The sequence below is a fragment of the Nocardioides sp. OK12 genome, from assembly GCF_024341885.1.
Lineage (GTDB): Bacteria > Actinomycetota > Actinomycetes > Propionibacteriales > Nocardioidaceae > Nocardioides > Nocardioides marinisabuli.
This window is the reverse complement of the sequence record NZ_BNET01000005.1, coordinates 342,391-368,626: the sequence shown is the minus strand read 5'-3', so window position 1 is coordinate 368,626 and position 26,236 is coordinate 342,391. Positions and strand designations below refer to the sequence as shown.

The 26,236-nt window shown below is 72.3% G+C and carries 23 protein-coding genes; 12 read left to right on the top strand and 11 right to left on the bottom strand.

The genetic code is table 11. The features are described from left to right. Positions 1-31: 31 nt before the first annotated feature. Positions 32-1,480: an HNH endonuclease signature motif containing protein gene (locus OCU29_RS14980; protein ID WP_261820543.1), complete on the bottom strand. Its 1,449-nt coding sequence runs from the start codon at positions 1,478-1,480 to the stop codon at positions 32-34. 148 nt (positions 1,481-1,628) lie between these two features. Further along, positions 1,629-2,828 carry an IS110 family transposase gene (locus tag OCU29_RS14975; protein WP_261820542.1) on the bottom strand — a complete coding sequence of 400 codons (1,200 nt, stop codon included), beginning with the start codon at positions 2,826-2,828 and terminating at the stop codon, positions 1,629-1,631. Positions 2,829-3,432: 604 nt separating this feature from the next. Here OCU29_RS14975 and OCU29_RS14970 point away from each other — a divergent pair. Beyond that, positions 3,433-4,755 carry a tyrosine-type recombinase/integrase gene (locus OCU29_RS14970; RefSeq protein ID WP_261820541.1) on the top strand — a complete coding sequence of 441 codons (1,323 nt, stop codon included), beginning with the start codon at positions 3,433-3,435 and terminating at the stop codon, positions 4,753-4,755. Further along, entirely contained in the window at positions 4,733-5,686 is a 954-nt protein-coding gene (locus tag OCU29_RS14965) for a site-specific integrase (protein WP_261820540.1), read from the top strand. The genes OCU29_RS14970 and OCU29_RS14965 overlap by 23 nt, the downstream gene beginning before the upstream one ends. Before the next feature lie 837 nt (positions 5,687-6,523). Here OCU29_RS14965 and OCU29_RS14960 read toward each other — a convergent pair. Together OCU29_RS14960 and OCU29_RS14955 are read right to left on the bottom strand one after the other, a co-directional pair. Next, complete coding sequence (locus OCU29_RS14960; RefSeq protein WP_261820539.1) at positions 6,524-6,982, bottom strand: hypothetical protein; 459 nt, start codon at positions 6,980-6,982, stop codon at positions 6,524-6,526. 717 nt (positions 6,983-7,699) lie between these two features. Continuing rightward, positions 7,700-8,095 carry a hypothetical protein gene (locus OCU29_RS14955; protein WP_261820538.1) on the bottom strand — a complete coding sequence of 132 codons (396 nt, stop codon included), beginning with the start codon at positions 8,093-8,095 and terminating at the stop codon, positions 7,700-7,702. Between the two features lie 1,442 nt (positions 8,096-9,537). Here OCU29_RS14955 and OCU29_RS14950 point away from each other — a divergent pair. Next, on the top strand, positions 9,538-9,864 hold the full coding sequence (locus OCU29_RS14950) for a hypothetical protein (RefSeq protein ID WP_261820537.1): 327 nt from the start codon (positions 9,538-9,540) through the stop codon (positions 9,862-9,864). 10 nt (positions 9,865-9,874) lie between these two features. Here the strand turns inward: OCU29_RS14950 and OCU29_RS14945 are convergent, their stop codons facing one another. Continuing rightward, positions 9,875-10,294 (bottom strand): SRPBCC domain-containing protein, encoded by a 420-nt coding sequence (locus OCU29_RS14945; RefSeq protein ID WP_261820536.1) that lies wholly within the window; start codon positions 10,292-10,294, stop codon positions 9,875-9,877. Positions 10,295-10,436: 142 nt separating this feature from the next. On the opposite strand from OCU29_RS14945, the gene coaE reads away from it, so the two are divergent. Both coaE and OCU29_RS14935 read left to right on the top strand, forming a co-directional pair. Next, the gene (gene coaE, locus OCU29_RS14940) at positions 10,437-11,027 is read left to right on the top strand and encodes a dephospho-CoA kinase (RefSeq protein ID WP_261820535.1); all 591 of its coding nucleotides are present in this window, start codon (positions 10,437-10,439) and stop codon (positions 11,025-11,027) included. Then, positions 11,024-12,352, top strand: coding sequence for a glycoside hydrolase family 3 N-terminal domain-containing protein (locus OCU29_RS14935; protein WP_261820534.1), 1,329 nt, complete (start codon positions 11,024-11,026; stop codon positions 12,350-12,352). The genes coaE and OCU29_RS14935 overlap by 4 nt, the downstream gene beginning before the upstream one ends. 45 nt (positions 12,353-12,397) lie before the next feature. Here the strand turns inward: OCU29_RS14935 and OCU29_RS14930 are convergent, their stop codons facing one another. Then, on the bottom strand, positions 12,398-13,366 hold the full coding sequence (locus tag OCU29_RS14930) for an RNA polymerase sigma factor RpoD/SigA (RefSeq protein WP_179616806.1): 969 nt from the start codon (positions 13,364-13,366) through the stop codon (positions 12,398-12,400). Positions 13,367-13,616: 250 nt separating this feature from the next. After that, complete coding sequence (locus tag OCU29_RS14925) at positions 13,617-15,788, bottom strand: S9 family peptidase (RefSeq protein ID WP_261820533.1); 2,172 nt, start codon at positions 15,786-15,788, stop codon at positions 13,617-13,619. Positions 15,789-15,825: 37 nt separating this feature from the next. Here OCU29_RS14925 and OCU29_RS14920 point away from each other — a divergent pair, with 37 nt between their 5' ends. From OCU29_RS14920 to OCU29_RS14910, 3 genes are read left to right on the top strand one after another with little or no spacing between them, the layout of a single operon-like run. After that, positions 15,826-16,530, top strand: coding sequence for a LamB/YcsF family protein (locus tag OCU29_RS14920; protein ID WP_261820532.1), 705 nt, complete (start codon positions 15,826-15,828; stop codon positions 16,528-16,530). Between the two features lie 18 nt (positions 16,531-16,548). Next, entirely contained in the window at positions 16,549-17,190 is a 642-nt protein-coding gene (locus OCU29_RS14915) for an allophanate hydrolase subunit 1 (protein ID WP_261820531.1), read from the top strand. After that, the gene (locus OCU29_RS14910) at positions 17,187-18,053 is read left to right on the top strand and encodes a biotin-dependent carboxyltransferase family protein (RefSeq protein ID WP_261820530.1); all 867 of its coding nucleotides are present in this window, start codon (positions 17,187-17,189) and stop codon (positions 18,051-18,053) included. The genes OCU29_RS14915 and OCU29_RS14910 overlap by 4 nt, the downstream gene beginning before the upstream one ends. On the opposite strand, the gene OCU29_RS14905 is transcribed toward OCU29_RS14910, so the two are convergent. Next, positions 18,037-19,413, bottom strand: coding sequence for a DNA polymerase IV (locus tag OCU29_RS14905; RefSeq protein ID WP_179616802.1), 1,377 nt, complete (start codon positions 19,411-19,413; stop codon positions 18,037-18,039). The genes OCU29_RS14910 and OCU29_RS14905 overlap by 17 nt on opposite strands. A 118-nt stretch (positions 19,414-19,531) precedes the next feature. On the opposite strand from OCU29_RS14905, the gene OCU29_RS14900 reads away from it, so the two are divergent. Together OCU29_RS14900 and OCU29_RS14895 are read left to right on the top strand one after the other, a co-directional pair. After that, positions 19,532-20,467 carry a DUF4192 domain-containing protein gene (locus OCU29_RS14900; protein WP_261820529.1) on the top strand — a complete coding sequence of 312 codons (936 nt, stop codon included), beginning with the start codon at positions 19,532-19,534 and terminating at the stop codon, positions 20,465-20,467. Between the two features lie 54 nt (positions 20,468-20,521). Next, a complete protein-coding gene (locus OCU29_RS14895; RefSeq protein WP_179616800.1) occupies positions 20,522-21,985 on the top strand; it encodes a glutamate-cysteine ligase family protein in 1,464 nt (487 codons plus the stop codon). On the opposite strand, the gene OCU29_RS14890 is transcribed toward OCU29_RS14895, so the two are convergent. Continuing rightward, positions 21,982-22,431: a hypothetical protein gene (locus OCU29_RS14890; protein ID WP_261820528.1), complete on the bottom strand. Its 450-nt coding sequence runs from the start codon at positions 22,429-22,431 to the stop codon at positions 21,982-21,984. The two genes, OCU29_RS14895 and OCU29_RS14890, sit on opposite strands and share 4 nt — an antisense overlap. A 134-nt stretch (positions 22,432-22,565) precedes the next feature. Here OCU29_RS14890 and OCU29_RS14885 point away from each other — a divergent pair, with 134 nt between their 5' ends. Beyond that, positions 22,566-22,964 carry a universal stress protein gene (locus OCU29_RS14885; protein WP_179616799.1) on the top strand — a complete coding sequence of 133 codons (399 nt, stop codon included), beginning with the start codon at positions 22,566-22,568 and terminating at the stop codon, positions 22,962-22,964. Between the two features lie 53 nt (positions 22,965-23,017). Beyond that, a complete protein-coding gene (gene tpx / locus OCU29_RS14880) occupies positions 23,018-23,512 on the top strand; it encodes a thiol peroxidase (protein ID WP_261820527.1) in 495 nt (164 codons plus the stop codon). 62 nt (positions 23,513-23,574) lie between these two features. Here tpx and OCU29_RS14875 read toward each other — a convergent pair whose 3' ends face one another. Both OCU29_RS14875 and OCU29_RS14870 read right to left on the bottom strand, forming a co-directional pair. Continuing rightward, positions 23,575-24,753 (bottom strand): AI-2E family transporter, encoded by a 1,179-nt coding sequence (locus OCU29_RS14875; protein ID WP_261820526.1) that lies wholly within the window; start codon positions 24,751-24,753, stop codon positions 23,575-23,577. Between the two features lie 24 nt (positions 24,754-24,777). Continuing rightward, entirely contained in the window at positions 24,778-25,881 is a 1,104-nt protein-coding gene (locus tag OCU29_RS14870) for an MFS transporter (RefSeq protein WP_261820525.1), read from the bottom strand. Between the last annotated feature and the right edge of the window lie 355 nt (positions 25,882-26,236).

Genomic DNA, 26,236 nt, shown 5'->3' with positions numbered 1-26,236 from the left:
TCGATCGTAGGCGGGCGCGCCGGGGGTCGGGTCAGCCGCGGTTGGTGCGGCGTGCCTTCAGCTCCCAGCCTCGGAGTGGGTGCAGGCGCAGGTGCCACCGGGGGTCGTGGGCTCGGTGGTGGTGCCAGGAGCAGAGGGGGATGCCGTTGTCGAGGTCGGTGTCGCCGTGGGGTTTCCAGGGGACGATGTGGTGGATCTCGGTCCAGGCGAAGGGTCTCTCGCAGGTGCCGATGGCGCAGGTGTCGTGCACGAGCGCGAGTGCTTTTCGTTGGTGGTGGGTGTGGAGCCGTTTGGTGCGGCCGAGGTCGAGCGGCACTGACTGGGAGTTGAGGACGGCGGGGACGAGGCCGGCTTCGCAGGCGAGTCGTCGGAGGTCGCCGGCCGCGGTGCGGACCCCGGTGTCGAGCTTGGCGGTGCCGCTCTCATCCGGTCCGCGCCAGTCGGGCCAGTTGCTGGGGTCGAGGTCACCGGTGGCGGCGAGGTCGCGGGTGAGGTCTTCTGCGGTCATCGTCACGAGGAGGGTGAGGGCGTTGGCGCCGTTCCAGCCGTCGGTGGGCAGGTGCTCGATGAGCTCGCACAGCGCGTTGCCGTGCACCTCCCAGCCGGACAGGCCGTGGTCGGGGCCGGTGGGGGCGGACTCGTCGTACCCGGACATCGACTCGCCGTCGGGGCCGGTGCGCGTCTTGTTGAGGCGACGCGGTGCCGAGAGGGTCTCCAGGGCGGTGCGGAGCAGGGAGCCGTGGAGCTCGGGGATGGTGAACTTTCCGGAGTAGGTGCCGTCGCCGTTGTCGTGCAGCGCCAGGTAGGTCTCGTGCTTGGCTCGCCTGGACTCGCGCCCGAGCATGATCGCTTCGTGCTTGTCGGCGAGGTCGCGGTCGACGATGTCGAGCATCCGCCGCGCGGCCTGGCGCAGCCTCTTGGGGTTCATCGGTCGACCGGTCCTGGTGCCGACACCGGTGGCTTTGTTGACCAGCACTTCCTCGGCGGCGGCGAGCTGCTCGGGCGTGGTCTCCAGGGGTGCCTGCTCGGCTGCGGCGACGATGACGCGGACCTGACGGGTCGTGATCGCCCCGGTCGCGTACGCCGCACGGGCGTGGTGGTACTTGCTGCGGAGCAGCTCCGCGACCCGCGCCCCACCAGCGAGCACCTCCCGCGACTGACCGGTCAGGGCGGCGGCCCACGCGTCGGTGCCGGTGGCGGCCTCGGCATCGGCGACCTGGCGTCGCTCGGCCTCACCGAGCACCTCACCCAGCAGCGCAGACGCCTCCGCCTCGAGCGCGGACAGTGCCTGGACCAGCACGGCGAGGTCCTCGACCGGCTGCCGACGCAGATCCCCGTCGCGAGCAGCCGCCATCGCAGCACGAGCGGCCGCAACGGCCTGGGCGACAGGACCCGACTCAGGGGCGGGAGCAAGGCTGGCGGGCACCCCGGCACCCGGGCCGGGGGCTCGGTCGCTGGTGGGGTGCTGGAGCAGCCTCATGCCCATCATTCTCCCACGCGGAGACCGAATTGTCGAACACTTGTTCGATCCTGTGGATCAGGTAGTGGACCGCTCGCGAGGTGGGGGAGTCGGACTCGGGGACAAGCACCCGCCTCTAGAAGGCTTCCGCTCATGGCACCCCTCTGTGTCAAGAGGCGGTCTGGAGTGGGGCTCTAGGGTGGGGTGTGGCGGGTCCGGGAAGTGACTTGTCCGAAGAGCCGGTGTGGGGATGTGAGCCGGTCGCGCTGGAGTCAGAGTCGTGTCCTCGTTGTCCTCCCGGGCCCGTCCTCGCGCTCGTGGCGGTGGTGGTGCGGACGGTGTCGTTGAGCATGGTGCGGAAGACGATGTCGGAGAGGCGGCGCTTGACGCAGCGCATGGCTTCCATGGGTGCTTTGCCGTCGGTCTTCTTGCGTTCGTAGTAGTCGCGGCCGGTGCTGGGGTTGCGTAGCTGGACGCGGGCCATGGTGTGCAGGACGCGGTTGATCTGGCGGTTGCCGGTGCGTGAGTGGCGGTGTCGGACCTGGTCGCCGGAGGAGGCGTCGATGGGGGCGGTGCCGTTCCAGGAGGCGAAGCGAGCCTTGTTGGGGAACCGGGTGATGTCGCCGACCTCGACCAGGAGTCTGGCGGCGCCGGTGGGGCCGATGCCGTGCAGGTCCAGCAGGCTGGTGCCGGTGGCCTTGACGAGCTCGGTGAGCTCCTTGTCCGCGGCCTTCCGGCGGGCGTAGATGCGCTCGAGGTCGGTGATGAGCTCGGCTGCGACGCGGCGGCGGGTCTTGTTGACGGTGTCGCGGGGACGGATCTTGGCCAGCAGTGCTTTGGCCTGGGCGGCGGAGAGGTCGCGCTTGGCGCCGCCGGGGATGAGCTCGAGCAGCAGCTGGTGCAGCTGGCAGGTCTTGCGGGTGTGCTCTTCGCCCAGGCTGCGGCGTCGGTCGACCAGGAGTCGCAGGACCTCGAGCTGCTCGTTGGTGGCCACCGGTCGCAGGCCGCTCATCCGGGTGCCGACCAGGGCCACGGAGTGCGCGTCGGTGGCGTCGGTCTTGCGACCCTGGCCTGTGGCAAAGACCCGTGCTCGCGCGGAGAGCTTGGGTGGGACGTCGATGACCTGCTCGCCTTCGGCCAGGAGCCGCACGGCGATGTGTTTGCCGATACCGGAGCAGCCCTCGATGGCCCAGACCCGGTCGGTCCACTGGCCGGCGTAGCGGCGCATGTCGGCGTAGCCGTCCTGGCCGGTGCTGAAGCGGCCGCGTCCCAGAATGGTCTCGTCGCTGCCCATCACCTCGATGGTGGCCGATCGCTTGTGCGGGTCCATCCCGATCACGACCCGGGCAGGTGTTGTTGATGTGCTCACGCCTTTCCTCCGATGCTTTCGAACCTGTGTGGTTGTCGAGCCGGGAGGGCAACGCTGCTTCGAGCTGGGCACACCCCTCTTGAGCCTCTCCTGGCCCTGGCGACGCCCGAGCCGCGCAAGCCAAATGAGAGCCACACGACGAGCGTGGGCAGCCGATGAGAGAGCGACGACCCGGGCGCATGGACCGAGCCTCGCCAGGCACCGGTCCTACGTCAATGGAACAAGCAGCCGATGAGCGGACCCCGGTTCGCTAGGGCGCGGCACCCTTCTACAGGGAAGGTACGGTGCCGCTCATGTGGGACCGGCCAGATCAGCAGTTGATGAAGGTGGTCGTACAGGTGAACCTGTTCGTCTTCCTGCCCCTACTCTTCATGCTCTTCTTCAAGACTTGGTGGTCGGTCGCGGTAGTCGCATTCTTCTGGACGGGGTGTTGCGTTCTCCTCTATAGGCATCGGACAGCAGCATGACCAGTTGGTGACGCCGTCCACCTGTGTCGCCGATCGCCCGACCGAGACCATTCGGTTCTGCTTGTTATGCACGTGATCCAGCAGGACATTTCGACCAGCCGTTGTGGCTGCCTGTCGACGGAGCTGGAGGCCCCGAGATGTCGCTGCTCGATCCGTGTCTGATCCGTTCTCGAGGGCCGTCGGGGCAGGTGGTGGCCCGGCTCGGGGTGCCGCTGGTCGATGACTATCTGGAGTTCTTGGAAGGGCGGTGTAGACCGAACACGGTGCTGGCTGCGGCCTATGACCTGCGGGTGTTCTTCGCGGTGGTGGCCAAGCCGGCCCACGAGGTCCGTGCCTGCGACGTGCTTGGTTTCATCACCGCTCAGCGCACCGGTCGCACCAGCACCGAGGCGCTGCAGCCGGTCGGTGAGGACGACGGCACGGTGGGGGTGTCGATGAGCACGGTGGCGCGGCGGTTGTCGATCATCTCGGGGTTCTTCGCCTATCTGCAGGCGCGTGGTGACATCACCGCGAACCCGGTACCGCGCGGTCTGCCTACGCGGAGGGAACGCTCGCGTGCGGGGCAGGGGGTGCCGCTGACCCGGCGCACGCGTCGGTTGCCGCGCATCCTGACGCCCGTCGAGGTCGACCAGCTCACCGCCGCGCTGCGCACGCACCGCGACCGGGCGATGGTCGCGGCGATGGTGTTCGGTGGGCTGCGGCGCTGTGAGGTCCTGGGGCTGCGGCTCGAAGACCTGCGGGTCGCGGAACGGCGGGTGTTCATCGCCGACGGCAAGGGCGGCCACCAGCGGCTGGTGCCGGTCTCATCGCGCTTCTTCGCCACCCTCGCGGCCTACCTGGACACCGAACGCCCAGCCGATGCGGACACCGACCGGGTCTTCGTGGTCCTCAAGGGGCCCACCCGCGGTCGCGCGTTGTCGGTACGCGGGCTGGACGAGGTCCTCGCCGGCGCCAAGCGGCGGGCAGGGTTGGCGCACGCGACCTGCCACGAGCTGCGCCACACCTGCCTGACCCGGCTCCGCGAGGCCGGGATGGCACTGGAGGCGGTCCAGGTCCAGGCCGGACACGCCTCGATCGAGTCCACCCGGATCTACCTGCACCTGGCCGATGACTGGCTCGCGGCGCAGTACCGCAAGGCCGCCGAGGTCCTCGACGCCCAGCTCTACGCCGGGCGTGCGCCCGCAGGTGGTGGCCACGATGCGCCGCTACCTGGAGCAGCTCGGATGCGTGCTGCGCCCAGGCAGCGTCGCTGGCGCAGACCTGGCGCTGCGCTCGTTCGCTGCGTACTTGGTCGAGGCCGCCCCGGAGGTCACCAGCATCGCCCAGGTCACCCGGCGCCACGTCGAGGACTACAAGCCCTGGCTGGCGGCCCGTCCGGGCCAGAACAAGGACCGGGTCACCACAGCGACCCTGGCACACCGGCTCGGCACACTGCGGATGTTCTTCGTCTGCATCGATGAGTGGGGCTGGGACCAGGCACCAGCACGGGTGCCGATGTTCCCCGGCGACCTGCCCCGCCAAGACCATCCGTTGCCCAAGGCGCTCGACGACGCCGCGGCCGCGAAGCTGCTCCGCGCCGCCCAGGCCGAGCCCCGGCTGCTGGTCCGCGTCACCATCGAGGTGCTCCTGCGCACCGGGCTGCGGGTCAGCGAGTTCACCGCGCTGTCTGCCGACGCGGTGGTCCAGATCGGCGCCGCACCCTGGCTGCACGTCCCGGTCGGCAAGCTGCGCGAGGACCGCTACCTGCCGCTGCACCCACACCTGGTGGTCCTGATCGAGCAGTACCGCACCGCTCACGTGCCCGCCGAGCACCCGCTGTTGCTGCCCCGGGAGAACGGACGAGCGTTGGACCGCCACACCGTCACCAGGTTCATCAACAAGGCCGGCACCGCAGCCGGATTGGCGCACATCCACCCCCACCAGCTGCGACACACCCTGGCCACCCAAGCCATCAACCGCGGCATGTCGCTGGAGGCGATCGCAGCGATGCTCGGCCACCGCAGCATGGACATGACGCTGCGCTACGCTAAGATCGCCAACCGCACCGTGGCCGATGAGTACTTCGCCGTCACCGACCAGGTCGACGCCCTCTACGCCAAGACCGAACCGCTGCCCGCCGACGCCATCGGACCCAAAATGGCCCGGCTGCGCCGCGAGCACCACCGACTCCTCCACCACCGACTCCTCGGCAACGGCCACTGCACCCGCCCCGCCGAGCTGGACTGCGCCTTCGAGTCGATCTGCGAGAACTGCAGCTTCTTCCAGACCAGCATCGAGTTCCGCCCCACACTCCAGGCCCAGCACGACGACGCCGAGAAGAAGGGCCAACACCACCGCGCCGACCTCTTCAACCAGCTCCTCACCGGCCTCACGGAAGGCGAAGCATCATGAGCGACCGCCCCGATCCTGTGCATAATGCCGATGAGCGGACGCGCTGGTGCTCGCTGCTTAAGGCTGTTCCAGGAGGAGGCGCCGCACCCGATCAGGGGTATCCTTCAGCGAAGTCACCGAGACTTGGAGCAAGCCATGTTGACGACGTCTCGTCGCCTCTTCGTCGCCGCATTGCTTACGCCTATAGGGATGAGCGCGTGCAGCACGCCCGACGCCGATGGCCGTTCTCACGATGCTCGCCCGTCGCGGTCTTCTAGTGGCTTGCAACAAAGCCACGACATCACGTGCCCCAAGGAACTGCGTGGGCACTGCATGGTGCCGCTTGCGAACACGCCTGACATCACGTGCGCAAAGGAACTGCGTGGGTACTGCATGTTACGGGTTCCGGACACGCGTCCTCGCAGGCGCTGAGGACAGGCCGACGCGCTGATCTGATCCGCGTTGAGGGCGGAGCCCGATGATGCCGCGAGGTAGTGCGCGATCCTACCGATGTCAGGGCGGAGCTGTGCTCTCACCCGGTCAACGCTGTGCGTCTTGCCGTGGACCACGCCACCTCAACGCAACGGCGATGAGGAACGTCGATGCCCCCAGGATGCTGGCTACGGCGCGCGAGCGCCACTAGAAAGCTCGAAGACCGGCCGGCTTGGAACAGCAGGAATGATGCGAGGAGCAGAATCGCCCCGACGGTCGCCAGTGCACGGAACCGCTTGAACTCTGTTGATGGTGTGCCAGACAAGTTGGCTCCCCTCGTCGTGGGCCGCGCGGACCCCGAAGGTAGCAACACCGGGCCGGCCAGGCCGCTGGTGGTGCGCGGTCGTGCCGATGGTCGGGCGCTTGCTACGACCGCTCTGGCGGCCCAATGAGGGGTATTCGCTGCACTTCGCGCCCGGCTTGGTCCAGGCCCACAAGAGCAGTCACGTCTTCGATCGCGGGCCGAACCAGGACGAAGATGCGCAGCGCGTCCCCGCCCGCTGTCGCTTCGACAGGGAATGCAGCCGTTGACGCCTCGGAGTGTCGGGCGTCGTCGTGACTCTCTGCACGCACAGTCCGGATACGAGAGGTGGTGAGCCCGTACAGGTAGTAGTTTCCCTCTCCAGGTGTTAGCCCACCGCCGAACCCGATTTCAGTCGTCCCGGGGACGTCGAACCCGGACCCGCTCTCGCGCTCGGCCCCGTTCACGAAGAGGGCCAGGTGGTGTGGATACCCCCGCTCGCCTTCAGGCGCGTAGCGGAGCGTCCAGGGCTCCCCATCCGGGGCAACGCCCTTCGCCACAACGACAGTCCGGACTTCGCTCATTCGGTCAGCCTTCCAGAGAACTGAGGCAGTAGCGTCCGCCTCTGCCGCGTAGCGTGCGCTCGAAGACGCACGCTTCTGCCGCGTTGAGGGCGGAGCCCGACCATGCCACGAGCCGGACTACGCGACCTTGACCAGAGCACAACTTTGAGGGCGGGAGTTGGTTGTGCAGAGTCGGTAGGTGCCCTGTAGTGCAGTGTCGGGCACTAACGCGATGTCCGGACCAGCCCCGCCGAGTCCAACGTCATGCAAGGCGCCGACATCGCCGAAGCTCCACCACCTGGGACCAAAACTCCGCGCGCTTTCTTGGGTTGCCGCACTGAGGAAATAGGCGGGCTCCCAAGACGAGTCTTCCCACCGGTCAAGTGAATAGGCGATCCCTCGGCGCTGTTTGCTAGGCCAGTAGAGCCGGAGGATGTCACCCGGTTCGTGCGCCCGGTCATGGACTCGCAACCGCCCGGTCACGCCGCGATCCAAGACGGGTTCCTCGACCCCGGTGCCCGTATCTGTTCGCATTGCGCCCGAAGACTTGTCGTCATGGATGTCGGAAGCCGATGAGCAGCCCGTCAGCGCCGCTATCGCCAGGATTGATGCCGCTCTCGCCCTCTTCACGCCTCTGACGGTACAGCCACCCGGTTCCGCCGTGCGGCGTGCGCCCGCGGCCATCCGGTTCTGCCGCGATCCGCGCGGTCGTGCCGATGAGCGGGCGCAACTCCGCGCCTAGGAGCGCATCCAGTCTTGTACCCATTGGCGCCGCAGCACGATGAGGAGAGCCAGGCCGAGCCCCATCGCGGAAAGCCATCGGTAGGCGCCCTCCTCGTAGAAGCCGATCCAGGCAAGACTCGATACCACCACTAGGAGGAAGAGGAAGGACGCTGCGCGCTTGTGACGCCAGGCGCGATCAGGATCACGCGCTCGCGTTGACTCGAAGACCCACGGCGCCGTCAAGATCATGGGCGGTCCGAGAGCGACGAGCAGGCCAAGATCAGATGAGGTCCAGTGCTCGATCACCCAAGCGAAGATCACGAAGAGGGGAGCGTAAATGAGCGTCGCGACAACAACGCGACGAGACCAAGAGCCGAAACCGTCGGGCAAGTTGAGGGTCGACTCGCTCATGGGGCGCGAGACTACTCGGACGTGCCGAGTTCCGGATGCTCGTGGAACGGTTGCACCACCCGTCGGGAACCATGATCACGCGGACTTTGAGCCCGACGTGCACCAAGTCCGCTGGCCCTGACTGTGCGCGGGGCGCTGGGGGCGGGTCTGGTCTTAGCCGGTCGTCAGTATCCAGCGGCCGGGGTTGTGCTGCCGGACGACCCGACGTACGGCGTCCTCGACAGCGCTCAGCGGTACCCTGTCGGTGGCTTGGAACATCCATGTCACTACCCCGGCTTCAACATCGTTGTCCATGCTCCGCTCCCCACGGAAGCCGAGCTCGTCGACGGCGGCGCTTACGGACTCGTTGACTCCGGCGACGGCTAGATCACGCCCTGGTGACCCGAGAGCTTGATTACGAGACGCCGCGGGACGAGGTAGTTGCCAGTCGGATAGGTGCCCTCGACGAAGAGCGCCGGCCGGCGGTCAGTCATGAGGCTGGCTCTCACGTAGGCCGAGTCCGCCGGGATGGTGAACGTTGACCTGTCGTCGACCTGGACGGGCGTTGAGACCAGTACGGGAGTGACGTCGGGATGTCCGGCAATCACAACGCGCAGCTCTCCAAGGGGACTGCTGCACGAGCAGGTGACAGGTCTGCCGTGGTCAGCCCCGCGCCTGGAGTGGCAACTCCGTGCTGGCGACTCATGAACCGTCCTCATTCGACCACTGACAGGTGAGGCGCCCCTGCAGGTAGTCAGCAGAGGCGGGCACGTTTGCCTGGGACTGGTCCGACGCACCCGGGGGTCGGCCTGGGGTAACGCTGCGTCATGTCCCCGCTGAGGTAGAAGTCCGCGCTGGCGCCTAGACCGAGGCAGCCGACCAGGACCAGGACGACCGCGAGCGCCCGACGACCGTCCGCACCTGTCGCTGGGCGACGACATGACCTGACCATGGGATCGTCGGCGACATGTCAGTCGAGGAAGAGGACCGGCGCGTCGAAGCGCGGCCCTGCGAAGCCTGCGGCAGCCAGGTCGTCTCCGGACTCGAACCCGTGGGCCCTGAACGGTACGACTCCGACGGCCTCCCCACCGACGAGGGGGGTTGCTTCGACCGAGTCGAGTGGTGCACCAACCTGGACTGCCCGTCCAACCGTTGCCTCGAAGGTCTCCATCGGGTCGGGGTCAATGACTACGTCTGCCTGGAGTGCGGCGAGACGCTTCGCACTCCCACTGCCGGGGTCTTCGCGCACCGCAGGAGGCACGGCGGTCGACCTGAGGAGCCGGGGACGTACACCTACATCTGAACCCCGCTCGCCTCTCGAGGTCGCCAGTCCCTCCTCGCTGCCGACCAGACGTCGGTACCGCCGAGCGAGCGGTGACCCAGCAACCGACCTTTGCCCGCGCCCGGTTGCCGAGGCACCGCTGACCCAGGCGTGCGACGCAGGGCGGTGCGAGACTGCGACGGTGAGCGAGTATGACGACGTCGAGGTCGCGGGCCGCACCATCCGCTTCATGTGGGACTACTGGGTGGGCGTCCCGCTGTGGGACGAGGAGGGGCTGCTCCCCGAGGACGAGTCGTGGTTGCGGAGGGTCCTGGGCCTGAGCAGCACGCTGGTCGCCGACCTGGCGGCCTGGGGCCAGGCCATGGAACGCCTCGTCGACCACCGCACGACCGTGCCCGGGGAGGACGAGGCCCTGGCCGAGCTCGACGCGAGAGCCCGACGGCTGGTCGCTCGGCTCGAGCGCGAGGTCGGCGACACGTATGAGGTCGTCTACCGACCCTGGCGCTGACCGGGCGGGGTCACGCCTCGCTGTCCGCCTTCAGTGCAGCGGCGAACTGGTCGAAGGACCCCTGGAAGTCGGGCAGCGCCCGGACGATGAGCGGCGACAGCGGGCCGGTGAAGTCCTCGGCCATGCTGAAGGTGCATCCCGCGTTGGTGGCCTCGAGCTTGAAGGAGCGGCGGCCGGTGCACAGCCCCAGCGGCATCCCGCCCGTCCACACCATGTGGTGGGGCTCGTCCATCTCCGCGACCTGGAGCTTGAAGCCGCGCTTCGGGTCGAGCTCGGAGACGAGCTTGATCTTCTGCCCCTGGGCGATGGCGCCGGTGACGTCGACCACCCCGTTGTCGGCGCGGTTCCACCAGTCGGTGTCGGTGAGCAGCCGCCACACACGCTCCGGCGGTGCGTCGATGGCGGTGCTGGTGCTCGTGGTGGTGGTCATGGCGCCCCCTGGCTGGTGGTGGTCCGACCTCGATCCTCCCAACGGCACGGTGGGGCAGGAAGGTCCCGCACCCGCGGGCTCGGCAAAATGTGAGCCCCTGCCAGATGCGGCCCTCGAGGCGTCCCCGGCTACCGTGGCGCCCATGCGCGTTGGTCTCACGGGGGGAGTCGCGTCGGGCAAGAGCACCGTCGCGGCCATGCTGGCAGAGCTGGGGGCCGTCGTGATCGATGCCGACGCGCTCGCCCGCGAGGTGGTCGAGCGGGGCACGCCCGGCCTGGCCGCGGTGGTCGAGGAGTTCGGCGACGAGCTGCTGACCCCCGAGGGCGACCTCGATCGTCCGGCGATGGGGCGTCTCGTCTTCGGCGACGAGTCGGCCCGCAAGCGCCTCGAGGCGATCGTGCACCCGCTGGTCTTCGAGCGGTACGCCGAGCTGGAGGCAACCGCACCCGAGGGGGCCCTGGTGGTCCACGACATCCCGCTGCTCGCCGAGTCGGGACGCGCCGACGGCTTCGACGCCGTCATCGTGGTCGACGCCCCCACCGAGACGCAGGTGGAGCGGATGCTCGAGCAGCGCGGCTGGACCCTCGAGGACGCCGAGTCGCGCATCGCCGCGCAGGCGACCCGCGAGCAGCGCCTCGCCGTGGCGACCCACGTCATCGAGAACACCGGCACCCTCGACGAGCTGCGCGCCCGCGTGCGCGCCGTCCACGACGAGCTGGCGGTGCGGGCGTGAGGCGCCCCGGAGCCCTCGCCGCGGCAGCGCTCAGCCTGGGGCTGCTGGTCACCGGCTGCTCGGGCGTCGACGACGAACCGACCGCCGGGCCGACCCCCGGGGCGGCCGCCGACGAGAACGCGCCCAGCGCCACCGAGGAGCCCGGGGCGACGCAGGACGCCGAGCCGGTCGACCCCGACGCCCCCACCAGCTGGGGTCCCACCGAGGGCGAGCTCGCCGAGGCACGCGAGGTCGTCGCCGCGATGAGCCCCGAGGAGCTCGCCGGCCAGGTGATCGTCGGCCGCTACGCCGGCACCGACCCGGCGATCCCGGCCGAGCTGGTCTCCGACCTGCACCTCTCGGGGGTGTGCGTCACCGGCGACAACGTCGTCGACGAGGCCCAGGTGCGCGCCACGACCGCGGCGGTCTCGCAGGCCGTCGCCGACAGCGGCCGCGACTTCCCGGCCGTCATCGGCGTCGACCAGGAGGGCGGCAGCGTCTCCCACCTGCGCGGGATCGCCACCGAGTTCCCGGCCTTCCGCGCCGCCGGCGAGGCCGTCGACGGCGGCGGGCGCAGCGGCAGGCTGGCGGTGCGCGACGCGGCGTACACGACCGGTCTCGAGCTGCGCGACCTCGGCTTCACCTGGGTCTACGCGCCGGTCGCGGACGTCACGATCGGCGCGGCCGACCCCACCATCGGCAGCCGCTCGCCCTCGACCGACCCCCGTCTGGCCGCCAAGGCCACCGCGGCCGCGGTCGACGGGTTCGACCGCTCCGGCACGGTCTCGACGACCAAGCACTACCCCGGTCACGGCGGCGCCACGGCCGACAGCCACCTGACGCTCCCGGAGCTCGACACCCCGGCGGCCGAGCTCGAGAAGCGCGACCTGATGCCCTTCCGCGCCGCCACCAAGGCCGGGGCGCCGTCGGTGATGATGGGCCACCTCGACGTCGAGGCGCTCGCCCCGGGCACCCCCTCGAGCATCGCCCCCGAGGTCTACGAGCACCTGCGCGAGGAGGTCGGCTTCGAGGGCGTCGCGATCACGGACTCGCTGGGCATGGGCGCGGTCGTCGGCATCCCCGACCTGGCCGTCAAGGCGCTCGTCGCCGGCGCCGACCTGCTGCTGATGCCCGCCGACACGCGCCGTACGCACGCCCGGGTCACCAAGGCGATCAGGGACGGCGAGGTCGCACCGGAGCGAATCGAGGAGGCCGCCGCCCGCGTCGTGGCGCTGCAGATGTGGCAGGCGCGCACCGCCGAGGCCGAGCAGGTCCCCGACGACGTCAGCGCCCGGGCGGCCGAGGCCGCCCAGGCGCTGGAGGTCGCGGCGTACGCCGCCCCGTAGGCCGATCCTCCCGGCCGACGGGTCGTGCTGGTCCGTCCCGGTGGCTCAGGCCGCCAGGTCGGGGTCGGCGAAGCGGCGCAGCTTCTGCAGCGCCTCGCGCTCGAGCTGGCGCACCCGCTCGGCGGAGATGCCGTGCTTGGCGCCGATGTCGGCCAGCTTGTGCTGACGGCCGTCGCTGAGGCCGTAGCGCGAGCGGATGATGTCGGCCGCACGGTCGTCGAGATGGCCCACCAGGGCGTTGAGACGGTCGCGGGACTCGACGTCGATGACGTTGAGGTCGGGGCCGGGGGAGGTCTCCTGAGCCATCAGGTCACCCAGCGAGGTGTCGCCGTCCTCGTCGACGGGGGTGTCGAGCGAGACGTGCTCGCGGCCCCACGACAGCAGGTCGAGCACCCGGTCGACGTCCATGCCGAGCTCGAGGGCGATCTCGGCCGGCTCGGGGTCGCGGCCCAGCTGGCGCTCCAGGGTGCGGCGGGCGCCGCCGACCTGGTTGAGCTCCTCGACCACGTGCACGGGCAGCCGCACCACGCGGGCCTGCTGGGCGATGCCGCGGGTGATGGCCTGGCGCACCCACCAGGTGGCGTAGGTGGAGAACTTGTAGCCCTTGGTGTAGTCGAACTTCTCGACCGCACGGATCAGGCCGGTGTTGCCCTCCTGGATCAGGTCCAGCATCGGCATCTGCGCGCGGCCGTACTTGCGGGCGATGGAGACGACGAGGCGCAGGTTGGCGGTGATGAACGTCTGCACCGCCTGCTGGCCCTGCTCGGCGAGCCACTCGAGCTCCTCCTGGGTGGCCCGGCCGGGGGCACCGCCCTTGCGGCGCCCGACCCGGCCCTCGTCGAGGAGGGCCTGGGCGTAGAGGCCCGCCTCGATGGTCTGCGAGAGCTCGACCTCGGCCGCCGCGTCGAGCAGCGGGTTGCGAGCGATCTCGTCGAGGTAGAGACCGACGCTGTCGCGTCCCTCGATCTCGCGTCCGGCGCTGGGTGCGGTACGGGTGGCGGTGCGGGTGGCCATGGAACCCCTCCTCAGTCACGTGGTCGCTCTCGCGCTCCCACGTCGTCTCAACGCTCCGGCGGCGGTGCGGATTCCCGCTCCGCCGTGGAGCCTTCACCATCAAGGACGTCCGGCCCGACCCCGGAGTTGCATGAACGATCAACTCTCAGGGACTTCTCAGGGCCTCGCTGCCTCGCTGGTTGTTCGGTGCCCACCCTGCGACGGATGGCTCTCACCCCGGAGGGGGAGCGAGGTCACACCGCACCGCACCTCAGGCGTCGGCCAGCCCCATCCGGTCGAGCATCCAGGCCAGCGCGAACGCCCGGTCGTGCCAGGACTTGTAGCGCCCCGAGACGCCGCCGTGGCCCGCCGACATCTCGGTGCGCAGCAGCACGTCGGGGCGGTGGTCGGGGGAGGTGGCGCGCAGCCGGGCCACCCACTTGGCCGGCTCGACGTAGAGCACCCGGGTGTCGTTGAGCGAGGTCTCGGCCAGGATCGCCGGGTAGTCCTGCTCGGTCACGTTGTCGTACGGCGCGTAGGTGGCCATGTAGTCGTAGACCTCGGGGTCGGCCTCGGGGTTGCCCCACTCGTCGTACTCGGTGACCGTCAGCGGCAGGCTCGCGTCGAGCATCGTGGTGAGCGCGTCGACGAACGGCACCTGGGCCACGATGCCGGTGAACAGCTCGGGGGCCTGGTTGGCCACCGCGCCCATCAGCATCCCGCCGGCGCTGCCGCCCTCGGCGACCAGCGTCTCGGGGCGCGACCAGCCGGTCGCTACGAGGTGGCGCGCGCAGGCGACGAAGTCGGAGAAGGTGTTCTGCTTCTTGGCCATCTTCCCGTCGTCGTACCAGCGCCGGCCCATCTCGCCGCCGCCGCGCACGTGCGCGATCGCGAAGGCCGCGCCCCGGTCGAGCAGCGAGAGCCGGGCGATCGAGAAGTAGGGGTCGATCGAGGCCTCGTAGGAGCCGTAGCCGTAGAGCAGCGTCGGGACCGGCCGGGTGCCGCCGCCGTCGTCCTCCCGCGAGCCGCGACGCGCCACGATAGAGATCGGCACCTGCTCGCCGTCCTCGGCGGTGGCCCACAGCCGGTGCTCCTCGTAGTCGGCCGGGTCGTAGCCGCCGAGCACGGGCGTGCGGCGCAGCAGCGTCAGCCCACGGCTGCGCACGTCGTAGTCGTAGACCGACGAGGGCACCGCCATCGAGGTGAAGCCCAGGCGCACGGTCGGCTGGTCGAAGGTCAGGTTGGCGCCCGCGCCGACGGTGTAGACGGGCGCGTCGAAGGGCACCAGGTAGTCGTCGCCGACGCCCTCGGGGCCGAGCTCGATGATGCGCAGCTGGGTCAGGCCCTGGCTGCGCTGGTGGACCACCAGGTGACCGGCGAACGCGTCGACCTCCTCGAGGCGCACGCTCGGGTCGTGCGCCACCAGGGGCGTCCAGCCGGAGGCCGGGGTGGGGGCGACGGGCGCGCTGGCGATCTCGAAGTCCGGGCCGGTGGCGTTGTGCAGCACCAGGAACCGGTCCTCGCCGGCGATGACGGCGTGCTCGAGCGAGTACTCGACGTCCTCGACCCGCTCGGCGAAGACCTGCCAGCCGGCCTCGGGGGCGTCGGCGTCGAGGAAACGGTACTCCGAGGTGGTCTTGCTGCCGGAGGCCACGACCAGGAACCGGTCGGAGCGGGTGCGGCCCACCCCGACGAAGAAGCGGCCGTCCTGCTCGTGGTGCACCAGCTCGTCCTCGGACTGCTCGGTGCCGAGCCGGTGGCGCCAGATCTTGTCGGCGCGCCACGACTCGTCGACGGTGGCGTAGTAGAGGTTCTCGCCGGCGCGGTCCCAGGTGGTGCCGTGGATGACGCCCTCGATCACGTCGGGCAGCAGCTCGCCGCTGGCGAGGTCCTTGATGCGAGCGGTGTAGCGCTCGTCGCCGACCACGTCGACGCTGTAGGCCAGCAGCGTGGCGTCGGGGCTGATGCTGGCCCCGCCCAGGGAGAAGAACTCGTGACCCTCGGCCAGGGCGTCGAGGTCGAGCAGCACCTCCTCGCCGGGCAGCGCCGGCTGGTCGGGCGCGCAGTCCTCGGCGGGGGTGGGCGGGGTCCAGTCGTCGGGCCCGGAGACCGGCACCCGGCAGGTCGCGCCGTACTCGCGGCCCTCGAAGGAGCGCCCGTAGTACCAGTGGTCGCGGTTGCGGGTGGGCACCGACAGGTCGGTCTCGCGGGTGCGGGCCCGGATCTCCTCGAAGATCCGGGTGCGCAGGTCGGCGAGGTGCGCGGTGCGCGCCTCGGTCCAGGCGTTCTCGGCCTCGAGGTGGGCGCGGACCTCGGGGGAGTCCTTCTCGCGCAGCCACTCGTAGTCGTCGTGACGGGTGCGGCCGTGGATCTCGCGCTGCGTCGGGCGGCGCTCGGCGACGGGCGGGGCGACCGGCGGGTGCTCAGGAGTGGAGGAGGACATGGCTGCCAACCTAGAGGCGGGGCGATAGCGTCCGCACATGCGGTACGTCGACCTGAACGCCGACCTGGGCGAGGAGGTCACCGACGACGTCGCGCTGCTGGGCGTGGTGACCTCGGCGAACCTGGCCTGCGGCTACCACGCGGGCTCGCCGGCGATCATGCGCGCGGTCTGCGAGGAGGCCGCCCGGCGCGGGGTCTCGGTCGGTGCGCAGGTCTCGTACGCCGACCGCGAGCACTTCGGTCGCCGTCCCCTCGACGTCGCGGCCGACCTGCTGCGCGAGCAGGTCGCCGACCAGGTCGGCACCCTGGCCGAGATCGCGTCGGCCGCGGGGACGACGGTGCGCTACCTCAAGCCGCACGGCGCGCTCTACCACCGCACCATGGACGACCCCGAGCAGGCGCAGGCGGTGCTCGAGGGCTCCGGCGACCTCCCGGTGCTCGGGATGCCCGGGGTGCTGCTCGACCTCGCCGCCGGCCGGGGCCGCACGGTGCGCCACGAGGGCTTCCCCGACCGCGGGTACGCCGCCGACGGACGGCTGGTCGACCGCAGCGAGCCCGGGGCGCTGCTGGAGGGCCCCGAGGAGGTGGCCGCGCAGGCGCTGCGGCTGCTGCGCGAGCCCCCCGGCGGGGTGGTCGAGCTGGCCTCGCTGTGCGTGCACGGCGACAGCCCCGGGGCCGTCGAGCACGCCCGGGCGGTGCGGGCCGCGCTCGAGGACGCCGGCTGGACGCTGCGCGGGTTGTGAGCGGGCTGTGAGCGGGTGGTGAGCGGGCTGGGCGGGGCACGGGTGCGGCCCTTCGGGCCCACGGCACTGCTGGCCGAGGTCGCCGACGCCCCGACCGCCCTCGCCCTGGCGACCTGGGTGCGGGGGAGCGGCGTACGAGCTGTCGAGGTGGTGCCCGCGGCGCGCACGGTGCTGCTCGACGGGCTCGACCCCGCCGACGTCGCCGCCACGGCGGCGCTGCTCGAGGCGTGGCGCCCCGACCCCGAGGACCCGGCGTCGAGCCCGGCGGACGGCCCGACCATCGAGGTCCCGGTCGTCTACGACGGCCCCGACCTCGACGACGTCGCCGCCCGGTGGGGGCTCTCGCGCGACGAGGCGGTGGCCCGACACACCGGTCTGGAGCTGGTCAGCGTCTTCTGCGGCTTCGCCCCCGGCTTCGCCTACCTCTCGGGCCTGCCCGAGGAGTGGGCGGTGCCGCGCCTGGACTCGCCGCGACCGCGGGTCCCGGCCGGCTCGGTCGCCGTGGCCGACTCCTGGTGCGGGGTCTACCCCAGTGCCTCCCCGGGCGGGTGGCGGCTGCTGGGCCGCACCGAGGCCCGCCTGTGGGACGTCGAGCGCGACCCGCCCGCGCTGCTCGCCCCCGGCACCCGGGTCCGGTTCGTCGTGGCGGAGCCGTCGTGAGCGCCCGGTCGGTCGAGGTGCTGGCCACCGGGCCGCTGTGCACGGTGCAGGACCAGGGGCGCGCGGGGTCGGCGCACCTGGGGGTGCCACGCGCCGGGCCGCTCGACCGGCCCGCCGCCGCGCTGGCGAACCGGCTGGTCGGCAACCCGCCCGGCCACGCCCTGCTCGAGGTGACCCTGGGTGGGCTGGCGCTGCGGCCGGCCACCGCCACCTGGGTGGCGGTGACGGGGGCGGCGGCCCCGGTGGGCGTCGACGGCCGGGCGGTCGGGCTGGGCCGCGCCGAGCTCGTGCCCGCGGGAGCGGTGCTGCGGCTGGGCGCCCCGGGCGCCGGGGTGCGCAGCTACGTCGCGCTCGCCGGCGGCCTCGACGTCACGCCGGTGCTGGGCTCGCGCGCCACCGACACCCTGGCCGGGGTCGGGCCGCCGGTGCTGGCCGAGGGCCAGGTGCTCGCGCTGGGGGAGCCCACGGCCCCGCCCGCCCCCCTCGAGGCGCCCGCCGCGTCCCCGACCGGGCGGCCCACCGGCCTGCTGCGGGTGCACCCCGGCCCACGCCTCGAGCGCCTCGGCCCGCGCGGGCTCGCCGGGCTGTGCGCGACGTCGTACGTCGTCGGCGCGGAGTCGAACCGGGTGGGGCTGCGGCTCGAGGGGCCCCCGCTCGGGCTGGCCGGTGCGGGCGAGCTGCCCAGCGAGGGGATGGTGCTGGGGGCGGTGCAGGTGCCGCCGAGCGGGCTGCCGGTGGTCTTCCTGGCCGACCACCCGCCGACGGGTGGCTACCCGGTGGTGGCGGTCGTCGAGGCGGCCGACCTGTGGCAGTGCGCCCAGCTGCGGCCGGGCGAGCCGGTGCGGTTCACGCGGGCCCGCTGAGCGGGTCCTGCGCCGGCTCCTCGGGCACGGGGGGCGTCCAGGCCCTCAGCGCCGGGTCGTCGTCGGGGAAGGAACGCACCGGGCCGGCGGGTGTCTCGCGGGTCTCGAAGCGCACGGTCACCACGCCCCGTCCCGCGCCCCACACCCAGCCGCGGCCCAGCTCGGCGTGCACGACGTCCATGCCGGGCGCCCAGGCGCCGAGGTGGCGCGCGCGCGGCGGCTCGGGCAGCTCCTCGTCCTCCTCCTCGGCGCCGTCGTCCTCGGCGTCGGCGAAGAGGTCCTCCTGCACCCAGTCGGCCAGGCCCGAGACGCCCACGCCCAGCAGCCGCACGCCGGCGCGCACCTGCGGCCCGGTGTCGGGCCCGGCGACCAGCTCGGCCAGCAGCGCCCGGGCGCTGCGCGCCACCGTCGGGCCGTGGTCGGTGGGGGAGGCGAGGGTGGTGGAGCGGCTCAGGGTGGTGAAGTCGTGGAAGCGGACCTTGATGGTCACCGTGCGCCCCGAGAGCCCGGCCGCCCGCAGCCGGGTGGCCACCTCGCCGGCCTGGCGCGCCAGCAGCCCCTCGATGAGCCGCAGGTCGGACAGGTCGGTGTCGTAGGTGCCCTCGACGCTGACCGACTTGGCCTCGCGCTCGGCGACCACCGGACGGTCGTCGCGGGCGCGGGAGAGCAGGTGCAGCCCGCCGCCGTGGGCACGGCCCAGCAGGCGCACCAGCTCGTCGAGACCGGCCTCCTCGAGGTCGGCGACCGTGGTGATGCCCGCGCGCCGCAGCCGCTCGGCGGTCGCGGGGCCGACGCCGGGGATGATGGTGGCCCGCATCGGGCGCAGCAGCTCCTGCTCGGTGCCCGGGGCGACCACGACGAGCCCGTCGGGCTTGTCGAGGTCACTGGCGATCTTGGCGAGCAGCTTGCTGGTGGCCACCCCCACCGAGGCGGTCAGCCCGTCGGTGGCCTCGTGCACGCGACGGCGCAGGTCCTGGGCGAAGTCGGTGACGGTGGCGACCTCCAGGTCGGGCAGCCCGGCCTGCTCGAGGTCGACGAACGCCTCGTCGAGCGAGAGCGGCTCGACCAGCGGGGAGACCTCGCGCAGCAGGCCCATCACCACGCCGCTGGCCTCGCGGTAGGCGTGGAAGCGGCCCGAGAGGAACGCGGCGTGGGGGCAGCGCGAGCGGGCCTCGCGCGTCGACATGGCCGAGCGCACCCCGTGCACCCGCGCCTCGTACGACGCGGTGGCGACCACGCCCCGCCCGCCGACGCCGCCGACGACGACGGGCTTGCCGCGCAGCGAGGGCTTGTCGCGCTGCTCGACGGCGGCGAAGAAGGCGTCGAGGTCCAGGTGGAGGACCGAGGCCTGGGAACGCACTCCGGCACGCTACCTGCGCCGGGCCGCCGGTCGTGCACAGGCGGTGGCTGCGGGCGGACCGTCCCCAGCCCGACCGCAGGCCCGCGCGGAGGCGCGGCTCCGCGGACAGCCTCGGGGCATGACGACTCCAGAGATGCCCACCCGGACCTTCGTGGCCCGCGCCCCCGTCGACGTCCTGGCCCTGGTGCCGGTCGTCCTCGGCTTCGAGCCCGAGGACAGCGTGGTGATGCTGACCTTCGGCTCCGAGCACCAGTTCCAGGCCCGGCTGGACCTGCCGCCGCCGGGCGCCACCGACGCCGAGGTGGCGGCGGTCAGCGCCCTGCTGGTCGAGCCCGCCGTGCACCACCGGGTGTCGCGGGTGCTGCTGGTCCTCTACTCCCACGACGCCCATGCCGCGCGGCGCAGCGCGCGCAGCCTCGTCGACGCGTTCGGGGCCGCGGGCATCGAGGTGCTCGAGACCATCCGCGCCCACGGCAGCCGGCACTGGCCGGCCATCGGCCCCGGCACCGGCACGCCGTACGACGTCAGCGCCCACCCGCTGCGCGCGCAGGCGGTGCTCGACGGCCGGGTGACCCACCGCTCGCGCGACGAGCTGGCGGCGAGCCTGGACCCCGACCCGGGGCGGCGCGCGGAGGTGGCGCGGGTCCTGGCACGCACGCCCGCCCTGGCCGCCGACGAGGTCTCCGCGTTGCTGTCCGACTGCCTGGCGACCGGGCGCGAGCCCGGGCCCGTCGAGCTGGCCGGCCTGCTGCAGGCGCTGGTCGACCCGCGGGTGCGCGACGTGGCGTGGCTCTCGATGACGCGTGCCGACGCGGTGCTGCACGTCGACCTGTGGTCGCAGGTGGTGCGCCGCACCCCCGACGAGCGGCTCCCCGGGGCCGCGGCGGTGCTGGGCTTCGCGGCCTGGCTCTCGGGCAGCGGCGCGCTGGCCTGGTGCGCCGTCGACCGGTGCCTGGCCGTCGACCCCGACCACGTGCTCGGCGGCTACGTGGCCCAGCTGCTGGAGCGGGCGGTGCCGCCGGGGGCGTGGGCGCCGGCCGGGCGCCCCGCCTGAGGGCCCGCCTGAGGGAGGGTGCCCCGGGGCCGCGGGTGGGCCTAGGGTCGAGGCATGGGTGAAGAGGTCGAGGCTCAGGAGTTCAGCCGCGCGGACCGCACGCGGCACCGGGCGAAGGTGCGGCGCTGCCTCGACGTGTTCGCCAGGATGCTGCGCGAGGCGGCCTTCGACACCGACGACCCGATGACCGGGCTCGAGGTCGAGCTCAACCTCATCGACGAGCGCGGCGACCCGGCGCTCAAGAACGCCGACGTGCTCGAGCGCATCGCCGACCCCGACTTCCAGACCGAGCTGGGCCAGTATAACATCGAGATCAACGTGCCCCCGGCCCGGCTGCGCGAGGGCGGGCTGACGCAGTTCGAGGACGAGCTGCGCCGCGACCTCGACGACGCGGAGGCCAAGGCCTCCGAGGTCGGCGCGCACCTGCTGATGATCGGCATCCTGCCGACCCTGGCCGACGGCCACATGACCCGCCAGACCCTCAGCGCCAACCCGCGCTACGCGCTGCTCAGCGACCAGATCCTCGACGCCCGCGGGGAGGACATCTCCATCTCGATCTCGGGGGAGGAGTCGCTGGAGACCACCGCCGACTCGATCGTGCCCGAGGCGGCGTGCACCAGCACCCAGTTCCACGTGCAGACCTCGCCCGACCAGTTCGCGGCGTACTGGAACGCCTCGCAGGCGATCGCGGCGCCGCAGCTGGCGCTGGCGGCCAACTCGCCGTACCTGCTGGGCCGCGAGCTGTGGCGCGAGACCCGCATCCCGCTCTTCGAGCAGGCCACCGAGACCCGCAGCGAGGAGCTCAAGGCCCAGGGCGTGCGTCCGCGGGTGTGGTTCGGGGAGCGGTGGATCACCTCGGTCTTCGACCTCTTCGAGGAGAACGTGCGCTACTTCCCGGCGCTGCTGCCGGTCACCGACGACGAGGACCCGCTGGAGGTGCTGGAGGCCGGTGGCACCCCGGCGCTGTCCGAGCTCCGGCTGCACAACGGCACGGTCTACCGCTGGAACCGGCCGGTCTACGACGTGGTCGACGACGTGCCCCACCTGCGGGTCGAGAACCGGCTCCTGGCCGCCGGCCCGACCGTGGTCGACACGGTGGCCAACGCCGCCTTCTACTACGGCCTGGTGCGCGCCCTGGTCGACTCGCCGCGCCCGCTGTGGTCGCAGATGTCCTTCAGCGCCGCCGAGGAGAACCTCCACGTCGCCGCGCAGCAGGGCATCGACGCCCAGGTCTACTGGCCCGGGGTGGGCCAGGTGCCGGCCACCGAGCTGGTGCTGCGCCGGCTGCTGCCGATGGCCCACGAGGGGCTGGAGTCGTGGGGCGTCGAGGCCGACGTGCGCGACCGGCTGCTCGGCATCATCGAGCAGCGCTGCCTGACCGGCGTCAACGGCGCCGAGTGGTTCGTGCAGCGGATGCGCCGCCGGGGCGACCAGGACCGCTACGACGCCCTGCGCGCGACGGTGCTGGAGTACCGCGAGCGGATGCACACCAACGAGCCCGTGCACACCTGGGACTAGCGCGGCCGCAGCCGCTTCCAGGTGCGCGAGAGGCCGGAGCGGGGGTCGCGCCAGCCGTGCCGGCCGACCAGCACCAGCTCGACGCGGCGGTCCAGCTCGCCGGCGGCCGCCCGGGTCGCCGCGACCCAGCACGCGTCGTCGTCCTGGGTCACGAGCTCGCCGGGGCGGGTGATCCACACCAGCAGGCGGTCCTGGGGCGCGCGGGCCAGGAGGGCCAGCAGCACGTCGGTGCGGACCCCCAGGTCGGCGGGGTCGCCCGGGGCGCAGGCGAAGACGCTCTCGTGCTCGTCGGGGAGCCCGACGTGCACCACCGTCGGGTGGCGGCGCCGGGGCTCGGACTCCACGTGGCGCAGCACCGCCCGCCGCAGCGTGCGCTCCAGCTCGCGCGGCAGCGGTTCGTGCAGGCCCTCGCCGTCGGCGGGCGACGGCGGCGGGGTGGGAGGCACGTCGACCAGCCTGCCGCCTCGCAGGCTTGTCCGACGCGGCTCCTCCACAGGCGCCGGGGGTGAGCCGCGATCGGCTAGCGTGCCAGGAGCGCGGTCGGACCGGCCGTGCGCACCGAGCTGGTCGAGGAGGACCGATGGGCACCGTCGTGGTCGGTTACGTGAACAAGCCCGAGGGGCGCGCCGCGCTGGCGCGGGGGATCGAGGAGGCCAAGCTGCGCAGCCTGCGGCTCGTGGTCGTCTCCTCCCACCGCGGCGGCCAGGAGTACGACTCCGAGGCGGCCAGCAGGACGCAGACCGAGCTCGACGAGGTGCGCGCCGAGCTCGAGGGCGCCGGCGTCGACTTCGAGCTGCGCCAGCTGGTGCGCGGCTTCGAGCCCTCCGAGGACCTGATCGGGCTGGCCTCCGACAACGACGCCGAGCTGCTCGTGATCGGGCTGCGTCGTCGTTCGCCGGTCGGCAAGCTGATCCTGGGCTCCAACGCCCAGCGCATCCTGCTCGACGCGTCCTGCCCCGTGCTGGCCGTCAAGGCCTGACCTCTCGGCGGACACCTGGGCGCGCGCGTGGAGCGCGGTGGTAGAAACCACCCATGACCACCACCGCACTCGGAGGCACCCCCGTCACGCTCGTGGGTGACCTCCCCGCCATCGGCAGCACCGCTCCCGACTTCCACCTGATCGGCACCGACCTCACCACCGAGGTCACCCGCCCCACCGACAAGCGCACCGTGCTGAACATCTTCCCCAGCGTCGACACCGGCGTCTGCGCGGCCAGCGTGCGCGAGTTCAACGAGATGGCGGCCGGCCTGGCCGACACGCAGGTCATCTGCGTCTCGCAGGACCTGCCCTTCGCCCAGGCCCGCTTCTGCGGCGCCGAGGGCATCGAGAACGTCGTGGCCGCCTCGACGTTCCGCTCCTCGTTCGGCCACGACTACGGCGTGGCGCTGACCGACGGCAAGTTCGAGGGCCTGCTGGCCCGCGCCGTGGTGGTCATCGACACCGACGGCACCGTGCTGCACACCCAGCTCGTGCCCGAGATCGCCCAGGAGCCCGACTACGCCGCGGTGGCCGCCGCGCTCGCCTGAGCCGCCACCCCACGACGTACGACGCCCGCCCCGCGCAGCAGCGGGGCGGGCGTCGTGTCGTCTCAGGCGTCCTGGGGGTCCTCGACCGGCTCGTCCGGCGCGTCCGGCTCGAGGGGCTCCTCCGCCTCGCTGCCCGGCGGCTCCTCACGGGGTCCGGTGCGTTCCTGCACCTGCTCGTCGAGGTAGCGCAGCACGACCGCGAGCACCGCCACGGCGGGGACGCCCAGGAAGGCGCCGGCGACACCGAAGAGGGTCGAGCCCAGCACGATGGTCAGCAGCACGACGCCCGCGTGCAGGCGCAGGCTGCGTCCCTGGAGCCAGGGCAGCAGCACGTTGCCCTCGAGCTGCTGGACGCCCAGCACGATCGCCAGCACGATGAGGGCCGAGACCCAGCCGTTGGCCACCAGCGCCACGAGCACCGCCAGCGCGCCGACGGCGACCGCGCCGACGATGGGGGCGAAGGCGGCGATGAAGGTGAGCACGGCCAGCGGGACCGCCAGCGGCACGCCGACGACGACGAGCCCGATACCGATGAGGACGGCGTCGATCAGCCCGACGAGCGCCTGGGTGCGCACGAACCCGCCCAGGGTGGACCAGGCGCGGTCGCCGACCTCGACGAGGTGGGGGCCGGCACGCTCGCCGGTGAGGCGGCGGACCCAGGGCAGGAAGCGCGGCCCGTCCTTGAGGAAGAAGAACGAGAGCACCAGGGTCAGGATGAAGGTGATCAGCGCCGAGGTGACCGCGCCGACGCCGACGAGCACGCCCGAGGCGATGCTGCTGGCGCTGGACTGCAGCCGGTCCTGGGCGGCGCTGACGGCGGTCTCGACCTGGGTCTGGGTGATCTGCAGCGAGCTCTCGGCGACCAGCCGCTCCACCTCGGCCAGGCCCAGCGAGGCCGAGTCGGCCAGCTCGACGGCCTGCTCGCCGACCGACGGCGCGATCGTCACGCCCAGGGCGCCCACCAGGCCGAGCCCGACCAGGATCACCGTCAGGGCCGCGACCGCGGCCGGGAACCGAAGACGACGCTCCAGCCAGCGGGCCGGCGGCTGCAGGACGGTGGTCAGGATGAGCGCCAGGACCACCGGCAGGATGATCGACCAGCCCTTGCCGACCAGCCAGCCGAGCGCGACCGCGCCCAGCGCGACCAGCAGCCAGCGCACGGTCCACCGGGCGATCCAGTCGATGCCTCGACCGACGACCTCCTCGCGCGTCGGGGTGCGGGCGGCGTGGTGGGGGTGCATGCGAGCAGACTAGGACCTGCGCGCTCACCCCCGGGCCAGCACGCTCCGGGCCGGCCCCGTCGCGGCGAGCAGCGCGGCACAGGCCGCGGCCAGCCCACCGGCCAGCACCAGCACGGTGCCGAGCCCGGCGCCGGGCACGAGTGCGCCGGTCACCGTGGGCGTCACGATCGAGGTGACCGCCCCGACGACCAGGGCTGCGGTGAAGGCGGTGCCGGGACGCTCGGGGGAGGCCTCGGCGGTCCAGATGGCCAGCACCGACGACCCGACCATGAACCCGGCCCCGAGCACGAGCGCCGAGGCCAGCACCAGCGCCCCGCCCGGGGCGAGACCGAGCCCGACCAGCGCCAGGCCGACGACGCCGAGGCTGGCCGCGCCCACCCCGGTGGGGCCCAGCAGCGCCGTCATCCGGCCGGTCCAGAAGGCGACCAGGCCACCGAGACCGATGAGCGCGAAGACCAGTGCCGGCGCCCAGTCAGCCATGCCGGCCTCCTCGGCGGCGTCGCTGGCGTAGGTGAAGTAGACCGTCACCGCCACGAAGTACGCCACGGTGTAGAGGAGCGGGACGAGCAGCCGTGCCCACGGCAGCCGGCCGCCTCCCTCCTGGCGCTCCGGCGGCGGGAGGGCCGGCACGAGCCGCAGGTTGAGGACCGCAGCCACCGCGGCGGCGACGGCGATCCCGGCCCAGGTCAGGCGCCACGAGACGAACGGGGCCAGCAGCCCCAGCGCACCGAGGCCGACGAGGCCCACCCCGGTCCCGGTGGTGACCACGGCCAGCAGCGTCGGCCGGTGCTGGGGCGCGGCGACGGCCCGCAGCACGTCCGAGTACGGCGCCCACACCCACCCCGCCGCGCTCCCGGCGAGCACGGCCCCGACCGCCAGTACCGCTGGGGTAGGGGAGACCGCGACCAGCGAGCAGCCCAGCACGCCGCAGGCGCCACCCACGGACGTCGGGGCCCGAGGACCGCGGCGGGCGACCAGCACCGGCACCCCCAGCAGCCCCACGAGGTAGCCGACGAAGGTCGCACTGGCCACCAGGCCCGTCAGCTGCTCGGACAGGTCGAACTCCGCCTGCATGTCGGGGAGCGTGAGGCCGTAGGCGTAGCGCGCCATGCCGAACGCGACACCCACGACGGCAGCGCCTCCGGCGGCCGCTCGGATCTCTGATGTCTGCACGGCCCCGGCCTACCCGTCCCGCCCACCCCCCACACCGCCGAACGGGTGAGGCCACCGCCCGTTGGTCGAGCAGTGACGAGCGCCAGCGAGGAACGTCGTCGAGACCCCGCAAGAATCGCGCCCGCCGTACGTCATGGGCTCACGGGGTTTCGACGTCGCTCGAGCCTTCGGCCCTCGCTGCTCAACCAACGGCGGCCTCCGTTGGTCGAGCAGTGACGAGCGCCAGCGAGGAACGTCGTCGAGACCCCGCGAGAACCGTGCCCGCCGTACGTCGTGTGCTCACGGGGTTTCGACGTCGCTCGAGCCTTCG

Bases quoted from the DNA above. Each gene is read 5' to 3' on its own strand.
- OCU29_RS14945 (WP_261820536.1), bottom strand. From the start codon at position 10,294: ATGACCACCACCACGAGCACCAGCACCGCCATCGACGCACCGCCGGAG.
- OCU29_RS14925 (WP_261820533.1), bottom strand. From the start codon at position 15,788: ATGTCCTCCTCCACTCCTGAGCACCCGCCGGTCGCCCCGCCCGTCGCC.
- OCU29_RS14955 (WP_261820538.1), bottom strand. From the start codon at position 8,095: ATGAGCGAGTCGACCCTCAACTTGCCCGACGGTTTCGGCTCTTGGTCT.
- OCU29_RS14980 (WP_261820543.1), bottom strand. From the start codon at position 1,480: ATGAGGCTGCTCCAGCACCCCACCAGCGACCGAGCCCCCGGCCCGGGT.
- coaE (WP_261820535.1), top strand. From the start codon at position 10,437: ATGCGCGTTGGTCTCACGGGGGGAGTCGCGTCGGGCAAGAGCACCGTC.
- OCU29_RS14875 (WP_261820526.1), bottom strand. From the start codon at position 24,753: ATGCACCCCCACCACGCCGCCCGCACCCCGACGCGCGAGGAGGTCGTC.
- OCU29_RS14930 (WP_179616806.1), bottom strand. From the start codon at position 13,366: ATGGCCACCCGCACCGCCACCCGTACCGCACCCAGCGCCGGACGCGAG.
- OCU29_RS14965 (WP_261820540.1), top strand. From the start codon at position 4,733: ATGTTCTTCGTCTGCATCGATGAGTGGGGCTGGGACCAGGCACCAGCA.
- OCU29_RS14960 (WP_261820539.1), bottom strand. From the start codon at position 6,982: ATGAGCGAAGTCCGGACTGTCGTTGTGGCGAAGGGCGTTGCCCCGGAT.
- OCU29_RS14970 (WP_261820541.1), top strand. From the start codon at position 3,433: ATGTCGCTGCTCGATCCGTGTCTGATCCGTTCTCGAGGGCCGTCGGGG.
- OCU29_RS14895 (WP_179616800.1), top strand. From the start codon at position 20,522: ATGGGTGAAGAGGTCGAGGCTCAGGAGTTCAGCCGCGCGGACCGCACG.
- OCU29_RS14920 (WP_261820532.1), top strand. From the start codon at position 15,826: ATGCGGTACGTCGACCTGAACGCCGACCTGGGCGAGGAGGTCACCGAC.
- OCU29_RS14885 (WP_179616799.1), top strand. From the start codon at position 22,566: ATGGGCACCGTCGTGGTCGGTTACGTGAACAAGCCCGAGGGGCGCGCC.
- OCU29_RS14900 (WP_261820529.1), top strand. From the start codon at position 19,532: ATGACGACTCCAGAGATGCCCACCCGGACCTTCGTGGCCCGCGCCCCC.
- tpx (WP_261820527.1), top strand. From the start codon at position 23,018: ATGACCACCACCGCACTCGGAGGCACCCCCGTCACGCTCGTGGGTGAC.